Consider the following 13,584-nt stretch of genomic DNA (forward strand, 5'->3'; position numbering starts at 1 on the left):
CTGGCCGAAGTTGGTGAGGGGTGAAAGACGCCTCGCCGAATTGCACGCCAGTGAGGCCCGCTCATGACAAAACACTACTCAGCCCTCTCCCTGATCAAGGAAGGCCTCGCCAACCAGAAGGGCTGGGAGCAGGCCTGGCGTTCGCCTGAGCCAAAATCGCGCTATGACGCCATCATTGTCGGCGCAGGCGGCCACGGATTGGCCACGGCCTATTACCTCGCCAAGAACCATGGCATGACCAATGTCGCCGTCATCGACAAGGGCTGGCTCGGCGGCGGCAATACGGGCCGCAACACGACGACGATCCGCTCGAACTACTTCTATCCCGAGAGCGCGGCGCTCTACGAATATTCGCTGAAGCTCTACGAGGACCTGTCCAGGGAACTCAACTACAACATCATGTTCTCGCAGCACGGCGTGCTGACCATGGTGCATTCCAAGGGCGAGATGGAAATTGCCTCCCGCCTTGTCAATGCCATGCAGATCAATGGCATCGATTCCGAACTGCTCAGCGTCGCGGATATCAAAAGGCTGGTGCCGCTCTACGACCTTTCGCCGAATGCCCGCTTCCAGGTACTGGGCGGCGTCTGGCAGGGTCGCGCCGGCTCCGCTCGCCACGACGCAATCGCCTGGGGTTATGCCCGCGCCGCCGACAGGCTCAAAGTCGATATCATCCAGAATTGCGAGGTGCTGGACTTCATCATCGAGGGCGGGCGTTGCCGCGGCGTGGTGACGCCGAAGGGCCGTATCCTTTCGGATCGCGTCGGCCTCGCCGTTGCCGGCCACTCATCGCAAATGGCCGCGAAAGCAGGGTTCCGCGTGCCGATCATTTCCTACACGCTGCAGGCCTGTGTCTCCGAACCCGTCAAGCCGGCGCTCGGCTGCACCGTGCTGGCGCCTGCCACCGCCACCTATGTCAACCAGTCGGCCAAGGGCGAGTTCGTGATCGGCGGCGGCATCGACCGCGTGCCGTCCTATGCCCAGCGCGGCAACATGCCGGCGCTTGAAACGGTGATCTCGGGCCTTCTGGAGATGTTCCCGGCGCTCGGCCAGCTCAAGCTGATGCGGCAATGGGGCGGCGTTGTCGACGTGACGCCGGATTCCTCGCCGATCATCGGCGAAAGCCCGCTGCCGGGCCTCTATCTGAATTGCGGCTGGGGCACGGGCGGCTTCAAGGCCATTCCGGGCGGCGGGGTGACGCTTGCGCACCTGATGGCAACCGGCAAGCACCACGACCTGTCCCGACCCTTCGACCTCGACCGCTTCCGCACCGGACGGCTGATCGACGAAGCCGCCGGCTCCGGCATCGCGCACTGAGAAAGGACAATAGGATGCAACTCTTCCCCTGCCCTTTCTGCGGCCTGCGGCCCGAAGTCGAATTCCACTTCGCCGGTGATCTCGGCAACCTGCGGCCCGAAGGTTTCACGGACGTGACCACAGAGACCTGGACCGACTATCTCTTTGCCCACAACAATCCGCGCGGCGAAGCGAAGGAAATCTGGAAGCATCTCACCTGCATGGAAGTTTTCACGATGACGCGCGATACCGTGACACACGCAGTCACCTCCTCGACCGCTCTTCTGCCGGAAGGAGACGCCGCATGAGTGCGTTTCGTTTGTCCACGGGCGGCTCGATCGATCGTTCTCGTCCACTGAGGTTCATGTTCGACGGTCAGATCGTTGAGGGTTTCGAAGGTGATACCGTCGCCTCGGCGCTGATTGCCGACAACATCAAGCTCATCGGTCGCAGTTTCAAGTATCATCGGCCGCGCGGCATCTGGGGTCATGGCTCGGAGGAGCCGAATGCGCTGATCGACCTGTCCGGCAGCATCAGCGGCTCGCCCAACAATCGCGCCACGGTGGTCGCTGCGAAGAATGGTCTCGTGGTCCGCAGCGTGAACAATGCGCCGGATGCGGCGGGCGACAAGTTTGCCTATCTCGACCGGTTCTCGCGCTTCATTCCGGCCGCCTTCTACTACAAGACCTTCATGTTTCCGAACTGGCACCTGTTCGAGCCGCGCATCCGCGAAATGGCGGGCCTCGGCAAGGTCGATACCAAATGGCAAAGAACAGGCTTGGCAACGCAGCGTAACGCGCATCCGGACTTGCTGGTGATCGGCATGGGGCCTGCCGGCTTGAGGGCTGCGCTGGCGGCAGCCGAAGCCGGCCAGAAGGTGATGATCGCCGACGAGAAGCCGGTTGCCGGCGGTTCGCTGCTGCATCGGGATCAGGATGCCAGGATCGACGGCAAATCGGTTGCCGAGTGGGTCGCTGCGACGGTCGACCGACTGAAGGCGCTAGGCGCCGTGTTTTTGACCGATACGACTGCGTTCGGCATCTATGACCACAATACTGTTGGTCTCAACCAGCGGCATTCCGATGGCAAGCAGCCCGATGTTATCAGGCGGGATACGCTATGGCGTGTCCGGCCGAAGCAGGTCGTGCTCGCGACAGGTGCCATCGAGCGTCCCATGCCCTTTGTCAATAACGACCTCCCCGGCATCATGTCGGCGGATGCTGGTCTCTACTACCTGCGTCAGCAAGCGGTCGCGGTCGGCAAGAATGTCGTCATCGCCAGCAACAATTCCTCCGCTATTGAAGTCGGTGTGGCACTTGCCGCAGCCGGCGCCAAGGTGACGATCGTGGATCATCGCACCGACGCCAAGCTTGCCCATGGTCAGCCTGGACTTACCTTGATTGCGGGAAAACGCGTCGTGCAGGCCCTCGGCAAGAGGGAGGTCGTCGGCGTGGTGCTGGACGATGGCACGAGGATTTCTGCCGATGCCGTGCTGGTTTCAGGCGGCTGGACGCCGACGATCCATCTCTATGGGCAGGCCAGGGGCAAGCTGAATTGGGATGAGAACCTGCAGACCTTCGTGCCGGGTACGGAAGTCAGCGGGTTGACGGTGGTGGGTGCGGCGAATGGCAAGCTGTTGCTCTCTGACATCGTCTCGACGGATAAGGCTGAAAACTATGCCATCTCGCCCGCATGGCCCGAGCCCGGCCAAAAAGGCCGCGTCTGGATCGACTTCCAGAACGACGTGACCGCCAAGGATGTCGAACTCGCCGCGCGTGAAAATTTCACCTCGGTGGAACATCTCAAGCGCTACACAACGCTCGGCATGGCCACCGACCAGGGCAAGACATCCAACCTCAATGGTCTTGCACTGATGGCAACGCTGACCAACCGAACCATTCCTGAAGTCGGCACCACCACCTATCGGCCGCCCTTTACGCCGGTGCCGCTGGCCAGCTTTACCGGCAAACGCTCGGGCAACTTCTTCAATCCGGTCAAGCGCCTGCCGCTTGAAAATGTCCATCGTGCCGATGGCGCGGTGTTCTGGGATTACGGCGGCTGGCTGCGCCCGGCCTATTTCGGCACCGGCACTGCCGACGACGAGATCGCCCGCGAAGTGCTGGCGGCGCGCGCGTCAGTGGCACTGTTCGACGGCTCGACACTCGGCAAGATCGAGGTGATCGGCCCGCAAGCAGCTGAATTCCTTGATTTCATGTTCTACAACACGGTCTCGACCTTGAAGCCGGGCAAATGCCGGTACTGCTTCATCCTCACCGAGACCGGCATCGTCTACGACGACGGTGTGCTGGTGCGACTGGCCGACGACCACTTCGTCGTCTCCTGCTCATCCTCGCATGTCGCTGGCGTCTATTCGATGCTCGAAGACTGGCGGCAGGATCGCTTCGATCGCACGCGTGTGTTCATCCACAACGCCACGGCAAACTACGCCACGCTGACCGTGACCGGGCCGCGCTCGCGCGACCTGCTGTCGATGATCGACTTCGGCGCCGCCGCGCTCGATGACGAGACCCTGCCGCATATGTCGCTGACCCATGGCAGCTACCATGGTGATCCGATCCGCATCACCCGCGTCAGCTTCACAGGCGACCGCTCGTATGAAATCACCATTCGAGCCGACCGCGCCGAGACGCTGTGGGCCGAATTGAAGGCAAACGGTCAGGCATTCGACGCCGTGCTGCTGGGCTCGGAAGCGCTGCTGCTGCTGCGTGCCGAAAAGGGCTACATCATCGTCGGCAAGGACACCGACGGCCTGACACGGCCTGCCGACATGGGGCTGCATGGTCCGCTCAAGAACAAGAAGGTCGAGTTCATCGGCAAGCGCTCGCTGATGCTGGAAGATGCGCAGCGCACCGACCGCAAGGAGCTTATCGGCCTCGAAGTCATCGACGACGGCCCACCGTTGCCGGCGGGTGGACATGGCGTCGAATGGGAGCGCGGCAAGAACCGCTCTATCGGCTATGTCACGTCGAGCTACATGAGCCCGACGCTGGGACGGCCGATTGCGCTGGCGCTGATCGAGCGCGGCATTGCTCGCCACGGCGAGATCATCGATATCAGGCATTTCGGCGAGATGCGGAAGGCCCGCATAACAGGCCCCTGCGCCTTCGATCCGGAAGGAGGACGCCTCAATGCGTGATTTGACTTCAAGCTGGCCGGCCGTTCCCGCGTGGACAGATGTTTCACTGGACCGTGAAAACTTGACTGCGAAGACCGTGGCCTTGCAAAGCCAGCATCTCGTCAGCGGCAATCTTGCGGCGTTTGCCGCCAAGGCTGGGCTGCCGGACACTGACGCGGGACTGTTTCAGGAGGTTTCGGGCCAGAGCTATTCGCTGCGGGTGGCGCGTGACCGCGTGCTGGTCGTCAACGGCTCGGCCGATGCGCTCGGTCCCGGCTGGCATCCGGAGGGCTATGCCGCAACCGATGTCAGCGCCACCTATCATGTCTTCGAATTCGAAGGTGATGGCATCGAGGCGCTGCTGCAGGAGGCGATGTTCGTCGATCCGAGCATCCAGAGCCCAAGCGCCGCGACCACGTTTGCCGGACAGGCGGCGATCGTTTATTACCACGAAGGCAAGCTGCGCCTGCATGTCGAGCGCGGTTTTGCGCCTTTCATCTGGCAGTGGCTGGAGGCGCGGGATTGACGACGCTCGCTGTCACCTCAGGCGAAGTGCAGGGCAAATCCACCAAGGAGGATTGGCTCAACCACGCCATCGCCACGCTGGTGACGGACGGCATCGACCATGTGAAGATCCAGGTGATCGCCAAGGAGCTCAACGTCTCGCGTTCGAGCTTCTACTGGTTCTTCGAAAGCCTGCAGGACCTGCACGACCAGTTGCTGGAACACTGGTTGGAAGAAAATACCGGACCGATCATCGAACGCGCCATGCGGCCGGCGCCGAACATCATTCGCGGCATTGTCAACGTCTTCGAATGCTGGACCGATGAGAATCTATTCGACCACAAGCTTGACATGGCGGTCCGGCTTTGGGCACGGCGCTCAGATGCCGTGAAGGAGGTGGTCAAACAGGGCGACGCGCAACGGCTGGAGGCGATTGCGGCTATGTACCGTCGGCACGGCTACGAGGATGAGGATGCGCTAATTCGCGCTCGGGTGCTCTACTTCACCCAAATCGGCCACTATTTCCTTGAAATCGATGAGGACCTCGAAACCCGCCATTTCCATGTGACCGCCTATCTCAGGAGTTTCAGCGGCCAGGAGCCGACGCCAGAGGATATCGAAGTGTCAAGAAGGCTGACTCTTCGGATTCAAGGGTAGACTCAAAGCGACCGCGCACATACTAGCGAAGGCCCGGAATTTCGACCGCCAAAGACATCAACGGCTGCAAGTGAACCGGCAGATATTCGCGGCCGGCTGTCCAGCCCTGTTATGACATCAAACAAAAGCTCTGGAGCCGGAAGCTGTTATGCGGACAAAATTGTTCTTCTTACTCCTGATGCTCTTTTCATTAATCGGCGCCACATCCTCTCACGGAGTGGAGTGTGATGTCTCTGAGAAACAACTGCTATCCATTCATAGCCTATTGTGTGGCGACCCGACCAACTGGAAGCAAGGTTGCTTTGAGAGATACAGTAAAGGACGCGCTTACAGGATCGCCGACGATCATTTCGTACTTCGTGCATGCGGATATGCCAAGCTCGCGGAGCAACTTGATCAGGTTGAGTACGGAATGATCGAGATTAAGAAGCCGATTGCAGAATGCTTCGGCCAGGCCGCGGATCAATCAGCCATCTTCTCCAAGGCGCTGGAAGAGGCACAGAAAAACAAAGACAAGACCTGCGGTCCCGAACGAATGGCCCGGACTAAGATTTTGTTGAAAGAGCGCAGCGCCTATGTTGAAGCGATGAAAAACCCACAGAAAGTGCGGGACAGACTCTACGGAATTCTGGGAATTCGTCCCTAGTTGAAAACTCGTGGGTTGGCTGCAATCGGGGAGGACGGGTCACCACCCCTCGTCCAGCACCTTCGCCAGCATATCGGCAAAGAAATCCGCACTTTCCTTGCTCAGGCAGAGCGGTGGCTTGATCTTCAGTACGTTGAGGTGATCGCCGGTCGGCTGCATGATCACGCCGAGGTCGAGCAGGCGGTCGCAGATGCCTGCCGTCTCCATCCTCGCCGGCTCCAGCGTCTGGCGGTCGCGGACGAATTCGAGACCGAGATAAAGCCCCATGCCGTGCACGGCGCCAATGATCGGGAAGCGCTGTCCCAGCGCTTCGAGCCGGCCCTTGAGGTGGTCGCCGACATCGCGGGCGTTTTCCTGCAGCTTCTCGTCGCGCATGATGTCGAGCACCGTCATGCCGACCACCGAGCTAACCGGGCTGCCGCCGGCCGAGGAGAAGAAGTAGCCTTCGCGCTCCAAAGAGTCAGCGATCGCCCTTGACGTGATCACCGCGCCCAGCGGCTGGCCATTGCCCATGCCCTTGGCAATGGTGATGATATCCGGCGTCACGCCCTGTTCGTCGAAACCCCAGAAGTAATGCCCGAGGCGGCCATAGCCGACCTGCACTTCGTCGGCGATAGCAACACCGCCGCGCTCGCGGACCATGCGGTAGACTTCCCTCAGATAGCCTTTGGGCAGCGGGATGCCGCCGGAATTGCCATAGACGGTTTCGCAGATGAAGCCGGCGAGCTTCTCGCCCTTGGCATCGATATTCTTCAGGGCAGCTTCCGCCGCCGCAATGTATCCCAGGGCGGAATCCGGCCCGCGGAACGGGCCGCGATAGGTGTTGGGCGACATGACCGCGTGCACCCAAGCTGGCCGCGTCGTCAGCGCCTGCGGATTGTCGGCGATGGAGGTCGAGACGGCGTCACTCGCCATGGTCCAGCCGTGATAGGCCTCGAGCAGGCTGAGCATATTGCGCGCGCCCGAATGTGCCCAGGCGAGCCGCAATGCCAGGTCGACCGCCTCGGAGCCCGAATTGACGAGGAAGACCGTATCCAGACCTTCCGGCGCCAGATCGGCCAGCCGCTTGGAGAATTCGGCCACCGCAGCGTAGTGGAAGCGCGAATTGGTGTTGAGCAGCGACCACTGCCGGCCAGCCGCCTGCGCCAGCCTTGGATGACCATGGCCCGCTATCGCAACATTGTTGACCATGTCGAGATAGGTGCGGCCATCCATGGCATACATTTGCTCGCGATAGCCGCGCTCTATTTGCGGCGGGCGCCGGTAATAGTTCTTCTGCGGCTTGGCGAAATGTGCCTGGCGTGTTTCCAGCAGTGCTTCGCTCTGAAGTTTCGGCGCGTCGAAATCGCCACCCAACAGGGCCGAGGGTGACGGGCAGAGTACCGACCATGCCTTGCCCTGATGCGGCATGACGAATTCAGGCGGAACAATCGACGGGTCGGTGCATAGCTGGATTTTCAGATGCCCGGCGCCGGCGGCGACGGCCAGTTCAAGCCCGGCGGCAACCTTCATGCCGGTCTCCAAGACAGTGTCGACGCCCTGAAGGATCAGCACCAGATCATGGCTGACGAGGCGCAGCTGTCCGCCATCGAACTCGATGGCACCGGAAAAAGGCGCCGAGATGCGCGTTGCGGCCGGCAGCGCCAGTTCGATGAACAGCGACTGGGTTGCCGAAGGGGTGTCACTGTGATGGCGGGTCTGCGAAAGGCGGTACTCGCCGTAGCGAGCGAGCGCGACACCGGTTTCTCCAGCGGTCTCATGCAGAACTCTTTGATCGATTCCCGGCTGATGCCAGTTGCCCTGATCGAAATGCGGACTCAATGGATCAAGCGGCACGATGTCGATTCTGGCTGGGTCGACATCAGGCAGCAGTCGATGCAATTGCGGCAGCTTTGCGGCCCTCGATAGACCGACAGCATCGAGGATTGCAGCCTGCATCACGCCCATCGGCAGCGAGGTCGCGACCTCGAAGATCATCCGTTCGTGGTCGATATTGCCGAGGACATAATCGTTGTCCGGTTCCAGCACCAATTGCTGCTCGCTCGAGGCAATTAGCACGCCCGCGCGCTGCACGATCAGCGGCCAGAGCGCGGCCGCTTCGGCTTCGTTGAGCGGATGGGCCTCGTGAAAGGCCTTGACCGCCGGCAGGATGAAGAACGGATCGCCGCCGGCATGATGCAGCAGCGATGCGCAGCAGACGGCGAGATCGGCGATCAGCCAGCCCGTCATCAGGTCGCCGAAATCGATGACGCCATTGGGGATGGGCCGGCCGTCAGCATCCATCACCGCCACCACGTTGTCGTCGGTGATATCCTGGTGGATAGCCTGAGAGCGAAAGTCTGGCGAATGCGGCTTCACCAGTTCGTCAGCCGCCACGAGAACTTGCATGATCCGCGCGCGCTTTGCCTGATCGGGAACCGAGGCCATCAGCGCATCGGCAATGGTGATTGCATGGCGAAGATCCCACTGGATCTGCCGGTCAAGCCCGGGATGGCGGAACGTCTCCAGCCCTCTTGCTGTCTCGCCGCAGACACGACCCAAGGCCGCAACGCTTGCTTCGGGAAGGAACTTGCGGCGGGTCAGCGGCTCGCCTTCCAGATAGGTCAGCAGCCGGACCTGGCAGGGCTGGCCCTTGATGTCGAGCGACAGGATCTCCGAACCATCCTTTGCCACGATCGGCTGCGGCACCGAGGGGGCGCCTCTGACTCCGGAAAGATGGCGCATGGCGGCGTTCTGCGCTTCGAGTTCGACCTTGCGATATTCGGCGTGGCAAATCTTCAGGACATAGCGGCCCTTGCCGGTATCGATGCGGAAATTGCGGTCCTGCTGGCTGCCGAGTTCGACGATTTTGCCTTCGAGGCCGTAGTCGTTGCGGAAAATAGCTTCGGCATCGGCGGCGCTTACGTCTGGCCGAGGCAGTTCCGCACGTCCAAAGGCACTCTTTTCCAGCATGATTGGTTTCGCTCCCGCCACAATTATCTTTTTAGAATGAATTGCGATGTTAGAGCAAAGCACGATTGGAGAGCAACCGATGCCCATGCTGCAACGCACATTAAAATCTGTTCGCAGCTTGTCATCTTTCCGAGGCGACTTTAGACTTATGCAGCTGCCAAACGTCCGGTCTGCATGAATCCCGTCGAAAGAACCATGGAAAGCATACCTCGGCGCAAACGCGGGACCCTGTTCTTCTGGTTCCTGTTTCTTGTTATTGGCGCGGCCATCGCGGCAACCGTTCTGCTTGCCAACAATCATCGCAACTACAACCGGCTGGCGCGGGCGCTGGGTATCCCGGTGATGCAGACAATGGTGATCCCCAAGCCCGGCACCATGGAGAAATTCAAGGGCAAGCGGCTGAAGGGTGTCGAGGTGATGCTCGATACCTATGTCTTCATGCCCGAAATCAAGGGCAAGGACAGCGGCTTCCTGCGGAACATGCACAAGGATGGTGAAAGCCTCTGCGAACTCTTCAATCGCTCCGGCTTCCCGATGAGCAAATGGCAGCCCGGCAGCTACTCCAAGAAGGTCAATGAGTGCTGGAACGAGAAGATGATCCCGAATGCTGAAAAGCCCGATGATCCCTCAAGCTTCTTTTTGATGATCAAGGGCGCGCCGGATGGCACGCTTCTTTCTGCCAGGGTCAAGTTCATCTTCACATCCGAGGCTGCGCGCAAAGAGCTGACAGCCATGGCCACCAATGTGCTGACGGAGTTTGCCAAGGCGACCGGCTGGAAGGAGATCGATGACGAGAAGCACAAGATTGCGGCGCTGACACCTTTTGCATCCAATATCTCAGGCGTCAGCGCCAAGTTTTCCAGTGAGTTCTCTGATGCCGGACGTTACAATCTAATCTTCGGCAAGGCAGCGCTGAACCCGGCGCAACGGCGCACCGATGCCTTCTTCGACCGCGAGAAGTTCTATCCGCTGCTGCCGGAATATGGCGGGCCGGCGATCGCCCAACCGGAGCCCAAAGCCAAAGCCAAGACCTGATCAGGCGTGCATTTTCGCGCCCTTGCTGATCTTGTCGGCAATCTTCTTCGGCGCGCGGAAAGCGAGCCCCACCAGCTTGGCATCATCAGGCGAAAACTGCGCGAAAACCTCGCGGTTGGCAACATCATGTCCTGTCGAGAACATCTCCTCGACATAGGCCGATGCAACGATCTCCTGTTCGAGGCAGCGGCGCTGGGCATTGGCAAGCACAGCCTGATCGCCGGAGAGGACGACGACGGGCTGTATGCTCATCGGATTGTAGATGTGGCCTGCGCGGTCGCGATAGGGCTCGCCGAGCAACTTGGGATTTTGCGAGACAATGCCGGTCATCAGGAAGGCCGTGACATTCAAGGCTTGCCAAGTCGCGAGATTGTCCCGCAAGATGACGACGATTTTGGTATCGAACACGAAATGAACACTCCAATTGGGTCTGCCGATGGATGACGCCAAGCTAGTCCACAGCGGCGAAAGCGGTCTTGAACGTTTGTGCACGAATGGCGGGCGCGAGCACATCATCCATGACTTCAGCCTGCCCGGTCTGGAGCGCATGGAGGCGCAGTTCGAGGGCGAGGCCTTTGCGCCGCATCGTCACGACACTTATGCGCTGGGGATCACTATGTCCGGCGTGCAGACCTTTCGCTACCGCGGCGAAAAGCGCTTCAGCCTGCCGGGAGACTGCATCATCCTACATCCCGACGAGGTGCATGACGGTGCCGCCGGTGACGAGGCGGGGCTGAAATACCGCATGCTATATCTCGAACCGGCGCTGCTGGCGCCAGCGCTTGCCAACGGCGGACGCAGCCTGCCGTTTATCGCCGATCCCGTCGTCAGCCATCCGCGTCTTGCACGCCTGCTCGCCTCGGTGCTTTCGACGATGGATGACCGGCTGGAAGACCTCGAAGCCGACGGTTTTTTGGCGCTGCTTGCGCCGATGCTGACCGAACTGTCCTCCGAGCTCGCGAAGAGTGCACCGCTGTTACCGGTGCGCGAACTTATGAAGGTGCGAGACTTCCTCGCCGCGCATGCCAATGAGAATATCGCCTCGAGCCAGTTGGAAGACATATCCGGCCTCGACCGCTTCGCACTTGCCCGGCATTTCCGCGCGCTCTATGGCACGACGCCGCATCGTTTCATGATCATGCGCCGGCTGGCGTCAGCACGCGAGAAAATCGGTCGCGGCATGCCGCTGGCCGACATTGCGGCCGAGACCGGTTTTGCCGATCAGGCGCATCTCACCCGGCATTTCAAGAAGACCTACGGCATGACGCCGGGGCGCTGGGCGGCGCTTGCGTCCAAGGGGCTGAAAGCGGGATAGTCCACTTTCTCGATAATTAGTATAATGTAGATAAGCAAGAATGGCTTCGGGAATGGACATGACTGAGTTTACCCCACTTTATTCCGCGCTCGGCGGCGCGCTGATCGGCCTCTCCGCCGTGCTGTTGATGGCGTTCCACGGCCGCATCGCCGGCATGACCGGCATACTCGGTGGCATCGTGCCGCCTGTGGCCAAGGACTGGGCGTGGCGTGCAGCGTTTCTGCTCGGCGCCGTGATCGCGCCTTTCGCGTATCGGCAGCTCGGCGGCACGATCGAGTTCGCCGTGCCCGCGACACCCGTGATGCTGATCGGCGGCGGCATTCTCGTCGGCATCGGCGTCACCTTCGGCGCCGGCTGCCCGTCCGGTCATGGTATTTGCGGCCTGGCGCGGTTTTCACGGCGTTCGCTGGCAGCCGTCGTCACCTTCATGGCCACGGCATTCATCACCGTGTTCGTCATCCGGCATCTAATTTAAGGCACGACAATGAAGATCTTATCCGCACTGCTGTTCGGCGCCCTCTTCGGCCTCGGCATCGCAATCTCCGGCATGATCAATCCGGCCAAAGTGTTGAATTTCTTCGATATCGCCGGCAATTGGGACCCCAGCCTTGCCTTCGTGATGGGCGGCGGCCTTGCAGTGGCGATCCCCGGCTATTTCTGGATTTTTCGCAGCCGAAAGGCACCGGTGCTGGGCGTTGAATTTCACCTGCCCAAGAGCAAGCTCATCGACACCAGACTAATCGGCGGCGCAGCCGTTTTCGGCATCGGCTGGGGCATTGCCGGCTTCTGCCCGGGCGGGGCGATCCCAGCGCTCGGTCTGTTCAATCTCGACAGCGTCGTATTCGTCGCGGCGATGATCGTTGGGATGCTGATTGCCGGGGGATCGATGCGACGCGAGTCGGCAGGATGGCAAGGGTTTAGCTGAGTGTGAGGCCCCGCAGCCATGTTTTCATTTCAGGCGTTTGTCGAAGAAGTAGCGTTGTGCGGTCTCGATCGTGATCAGGCCCGCCTGCCTTGATGCCGGGTTTATGAGATAATTGCGTGCCGCAGGCATTACAACTGAGGGGATAGAAAGGATGCATAGCTGATCGTCAGCGAGGAAGCGTGAGCCATAGGCACGTGTTTTTGATATGTCGTCGATGTCCGACGCGTTGATCTCTGCGTCGATGACGAAGATCTCATCAGGGCAATGGATTTTCAGAAGCTGATATTGATCGGGCAGGTCTTCCGCGTCGACATGAACGAGGACTTCCAACAATGCTGTTGCCGGATGATCCGAGCAATAGACGACGGGTTGACCGACATTGTGCCAACGTCCAGCGGCTATGACGCCGCCCCTGCCTGACAAGTCGACATAATTGGAGATCCGCCAGAGGTACATTCAGGCATATATTCCGAAGTCGATACGATAGAGTTCCTCCTCGACGAGATGAGCGCCAGTTTCCGATTCCAACAGATCGATCGGAACAACGCCGTTGAGCGCGCGACTGGGCTTGCGCAGCCAACGCTGCGCCTTCTCGGTATTGCCGAAGACCCGCTCGGCAAGCTCGCTGATCCGTATAATGCGCTGGGCGCTATCGTTTTCTCTCAAAGAGAGAGCCTCATTCTTCTGTATTCTCCGCGCAAGTGTTCGACGCGGCGCGACAAACCGATACAGCTCATCCATCGAGAAACCGAAGGATTTCAGCTTTTCGATCGATCGCCCATTAAAGTTTTCAATTTGGCCGCCTGCAGCCCTGCTAAGCAAGTCACCGATATCAGCTGTGCGTTCCGCGCCTACATCGACTCTGTCCAAGTGATCCTCCATGGCCACATGCCCAAGAATATATGCGCAAATGGCCCGGCAAGCAAGTTGCCGAAGATTTTCGATAATTCCGAAATCACGATACCTCTTCCCTTTGCCGTCAAAACCGCATAAATACCCGCCCCATGAATAGCGCGCGGCTTTGGATCATATCCCGAATTATTAGCCCGGCCTTTGCTGCCTGATCGGCTCAGCGCAAAGGTCCGGGCCGATTGGCGTTACGCCACACGAAGCCGAAA

General features: G+C 60.1%; 14 protein-coding genes. 10 read left to right on the forward strand and 4 right to left on the reverse strand.

Annotated features, from left to right (window positions below; all coding sequences use genetic code 11):
* The first annotated feature begins 63 nt into the window (after window positions 1-63).
* The 6 genes from ACXHRN_RS18965 to ACXHRN_RS18990 all read left to right on the forward strand — a co-directional run bounded on the left by ACXHRN_RS18965 (window position 64) and on the right by ACXHRN_RS18990 (window position 6,239).
* A complete protein-coding gene (locus ACXHRN_RS18965) occupies window positions 64-1,317 on the forward strand; it encodes a sarcosine oxidase subunit beta family protein (protein WP_488637860.1) in 1,254 nt (417 codons plus the stop codon).
* A 14-nt stretch (window positions 1,318-1,331) separates the two neighbouring features.
* Window positions 1,332-1,604 (forward strand): sarcosine oxidase subunit delta, encoded by a 273-nt coding sequence (locus ACXHRN_RS18970; protein ID WP_488637861.1) that lies wholly within the window; start codon window positions 1,332-1,334, stop codon window positions 1,602-1,604.
* On the forward strand, window positions 1,601-4,453 hold the full coding sequence (locus ACXHRN_RS18975; RefSeq protein WP_488637862.1) for a 2Fe-2S iron-sulfur cluster-binding protein: 2,853 nt from the start codon (window positions 1,601-1,603) through the stop codon (window positions 4,451-4,453). The genes ACXHRN_RS18970 and ACXHRN_RS18975 overlap by 4 nt, the downstream gene beginning before the upstream one ends.
* The gene (locus ACXHRN_RS18980) at window positions 4,446-4,958 is read left to right on the forward strand and encodes a hypothetical protein (protein ID WP_488637863.1); all 513 of its coding nucleotides are present in this window, start codon (window positions 4,446-4,448) and stop codon (window positions 4,956-4,958) included. The genes ACXHRN_RS18975 and ACXHRN_RS18980 overlap by 8 nt, the downstream gene beginning before the upstream one ends.
* The gene (locus ACXHRN_RS18985; protein ID WP_488637864.1) at window positions 4,955-5,593 is read left to right on the forward strand and encodes a TetR/AcrR family transcriptional regulator; all 639 of its coding nucleotides are present in this window, start codon (window positions 4,955-4,957) and stop codon (window positions 5,591-5,593) included. The genes ACXHRN_RS18980 and ACXHRN_RS18985 overlap by 4 nt, the downstream gene beginning before the upstream one ends.
* A 148-nt stretch (window positions 5,594-5,741) precedes the next feature.
* A complete protein-coding gene (locus ACXHRN_RS18990) occupies window positions 5,742-6,239 on the forward strand; it encodes a hypothetical protein (RefSeq protein WP_488637865.1) in 498 nt (165 codons plus the stop codon).
* A 39-nt stretch (window positions 6,240-6,278) separates the two neighbouring features.
* Here ACXHRN_RS18990 and ACXHRN_RS18995 read toward each other — a convergent pair whose 3' ends face one another.
* Window positions 6,279-9,191 (reverse strand): aminotransferase, encoded by a 2,913-nt coding sequence (locus tag ACXHRN_RS18995; RefSeq protein ID WP_488637866.1) that lies wholly within the window; start codon window positions 9,189-9,191, stop codon window positions 6,279-6,281.
* A 195-nt stretch (window positions 9,192-9,386) separates the two neighbouring features.
* Between ACXHRN_RS18995 and ACXHRN_RS19000 the strand changes: the two genes are divergently transcribed.
* Entirely contained in the window at window positions 9,387-10,226 is an 840-nt protein-coding gene (locus ACXHRN_RS19000) for a DUF6030 family protein (RefSeq protein ID WP_488637867.1), read from the forward strand.
* Here the strand turns inward: ACXHRN_RS19000 and ACXHRN_RS19005 are convergent, their stop codons facing one another.
* A complete protein-coding gene (locus ACXHRN_RS19005; protein WP_488637868.1) occupies window positions 10,227-10,634 on the reverse strand; it encodes a DUF2000 family protein in 408 nt (135 codons plus the stop codon). It lies immediately after the preceding gene.
* Window positions 10,635-10,662: 28 nt separating this feature from the next.
* Between ACXHRN_RS19005 and ACXHRN_RS19010 the strand changes: the two genes are divergently transcribed.
* The 3 genes from ACXHRN_RS19010 to ACXHRN_RS19020 are packed head-to-tail and all read left to right on the forward strand — an operon-like array spanning window position 10,663 to window position 12,466.
* On the forward strand, window positions 10,663-11,541 hold the full coding sequence (locus ACXHRN_RS19010; RefSeq protein WP_488637869.1) for an AraC family transcriptional regulator: 879 nt from the start codon (window positions 10,663-10,665) through the stop codon (window positions 11,539-11,541).
* A gap of 58 nt (window positions 11,542-11,599) precedes the next feature.
* Window positions 11,600-12,016, forward strand: a complete 417-nt coding sequence (locus ACXHRN_RS19015; RefSeq protein ID WP_488637870.1) for a YeeE/YedE family protein — start codon at window positions 11,600-11,602, stop codon at window positions 12,014-12,016.
* Window positions 12,017-12,025: 9 nt separating this feature from the next.
* Window positions 12,026-12,466 (forward strand): DUF6691 family protein, encoded by a 441-nt coding sequence (locus ACXHRN_RS19020; protein WP_488637871.1) that lies wholly within the window; start codon window positions 12,026-12,028, stop codon window positions 12,464-12,466.
* 24 nt (window positions 12,467-12,490) lie between these two features.
* Here the strand turns inward: ACXHRN_RS19020 and ACXHRN_RS19025 are convergent, their stop codons facing one another.
* Together ACXHRN_RS19025 and parS are read right to left on the reverse strand one after the other, a co-directional pair.
* Entirely contained in the window at window positions 12,491-12,922 is a 432-nt protein-coding gene (locus tag ACXHRN_RS19025; protein WP_488637872.1) for an RES family NAD+ phosphorylase, read from the reverse strand.
* Window positions 12,923-13,336, reverse strand: a complete 414-nt coding sequence (gene parS, locus ACXHRN_RS19030) for a type II RES/Xre toxin-antitoxin system antitoxin (protein ID WP_488637873.1) — start codon at window positions 13,334-13,336, stop codon at window positions 12,923-12,925.
* Window positions 13,337-13,584: the final 248 nt, after the last annotated feature.

The organism is Shinella sp. OV683 (assembly GCF_057787725.1).

Coding starts and splice junctions, on each gene's coding strand:
- ACXHRN_RS18965 (WP_488637860.1), top strand. CDS start 64: ATGACAAAACACTACTCAGCCCTCTCCCTGATCAAGGAAGGCCTCGCC.
- ACXHRN_RS18970 (WP_488637861.1), top strand. CDS start 1,332: ATGCAACTCTTCCCCTGCCCTTTCTGCGGCCTGCGGCCCGAAGTCGAA.
- ACXHRN_RS18975 (WP_488637862.1), top strand. CDS start 1,601: ATGAGTGCGTTTCGTTTGTCCACGGGCGGCTCGATCGATCGTTCTCGT.
- ACXHRN_RS18980 (WP_488637863.1), top strand. CDS start 4,446: ATGCGTGATTTGACTTCAAGCTGGCCGGCCGTTCCCGCGTGGACAGAT.
- ACXHRN_RS18990 (WP_488637865.1), top strand. CDS start 5,742: ATGCGGACAAAATTGTTCTTCTTACTCCTGATGCTCTTTTCATTAATC.
- ACXHRN_RS18995 (WP_488637866.1), bottom strand. CDS start 9,191: ATGCTGGAAAAGAGTGCCTTTGGACGTGCGGAACTGCCTCGGCCAGAC.
- ACXHRN_RS19000 (WP_488637867.1), top strand. CDS start 9,387: ATGGAAAGCATACCTCGGCGCAAACGCGGGACCCTGTTCTTCTGGTTC.
- ACXHRN_RS19010 (WP_488637869.1), top strand. CDS start 10,663: ATGGATGACGCCAAGCTAGTCCACAGCGGCGAAAGCGGTCTTGAACGT.
- ACXHRN_RS19015 (WP_488637870.1), top strand. CDS start 11,600: ATGACTGAGTTTACCCCACTTTATTCCGCGCTCGGCGGCGCGCTGATC.
- ACXHRN_RS19020 (WP_488637871.1), top strand. CDS start 12,026: ATGAAGATCTTATCCGCACTGCTGTTCGGCGCCCTCTTCGGCCTCGGC.
- ACXHRN_RS19025 (WP_488637872.1), bottom strand. CDS start 12,922: ATGTACCTCTGGCGGATCTCCAATTATGTCGACTTGTCAGGCAGGGGC.